Raw genomic sequence first — 1170 nt, 5'->3', positions numbered from 1 at the left:
ACAACTGGTCGCCAGAAAGCTTTCGCCTTTCCGAGCAGGACATTGAAAAAGCCCTGTCCGCGGTTGCTCCACGCGATCTCGAAGACATCCGCTTCGCCCAGGCGCAAGTGCGCAATTTTGCCCAGCATCAGCGCGATTCCATCAGGGATATCGAAGTCGAGACCCTGCCCGGCGTCGTACTCGGCCACCGCAACATTCCAGTCAATGCCGTTGGCTGTTATGTGCCCGGCGGCAAATATCCGATGGTTGCTTCGGCTCATATGAGCGTGGTCACGGCGCGCGTAGCCGGCGTGAAGCGCGTGATTGCCTGCGCACCGCCTTTCCACGGCGGCCCGCATCCGGCGATCGTCGCCGCCATGCATCTGGGCGGTGCCGACGAAATCTACGTGCTTGGCGGTGTGCAGGCAGTAGCCGCCATGGCGCTCGGCACCGGTACTATCGCCCCGGTCGACATGCTGGTCGGTCCCGGCAATGCATTTGTCGCCGAAGCCAAGCGCCAGCTCTTCGGCCGCGTCGGTATCGACCTCTTCGCCGGCCCGCCCGAAACACTGATCATCGCCGACGAAAGCGTCGACGGCGAGATCTGCGCAACCGATCTCCTCGGCCAGGCCGAGCATGGGCCCACCTCGCCCGCCGTCTTGCTTACCACCTCCGAGAAGCTCGCCCGGGCAACCATGGCCGAAGTCGAACGGCAGCTTCTGCGGTTGCCGACAGCGGAACTCGCCGGCAAGGCCTGGGCAGACTACGGCGAAGTGATCGTGTGTGAGTCCGATGAGGAGATGGTGCGCGAGGCGGACCGCATCGCTTCCGAGCATGTGCAGGTCATGACGAGCGACCCCGATTACTTCTTGAACAACATGACCAACTACGGCGCCTTGTTCCTTGGGCCTCGCACCAATGTGGCATTTGGCGACAAGGTCATCGGCACGAACCACACGCTGCCGACCAAGAAAGCAGCCCGCTATACTGGCGGACTGTGGGTCGGCAAATTTCTCAAGACCTGCACATACCAGCGGATCCTCACCGACGAGGCCAGTGGACTGGTCGGCGAATATTGCTCGAGGTTGTGCATGCTGGAAGGTTTTGCCGGACAAGCTGAGCAGGCCAATATCCGCGTGCGGCGCTACGGCGGCCGAAACGCCGCTTGACGACCTTGAACAAAGCACGTCG

General features: G+C 62.2%; 1 protein-coding gene. It reads left to right on the top strand.

Annotated elements, in window-relative coordinates; genetic code table 11:
• Positions 1–1148, top strand: a 1148-nt coding sequence (hisD, locus tag EOA22_RS34465) for a histidinol dehydrogenase (protein ID WP_127390654.1), incomplete at its 5' end; no start/stop codon positions are given.
• Positions 1149–1170 lie beyond the last annotated feature (22 nt).

It is taken from the genome of Mesorhizobium sp. M7A.F.Ca.US.014.04.1.1 (assembly GCF_003998745.1).
In the GTDB taxonomy this organism is placed as follows: Bacteria; Pseudomonadota; Alphaproteobacteria; order Rhizobiales; family Rhizobiaceae; genus Mesorhizobium; species Mesorhizobium ciceri.
The sequence above is the reverse complement of the archived record's forward strand: the minus strand, read 5'-3'. Positions and strand labels throughout refer to the sequence as shown.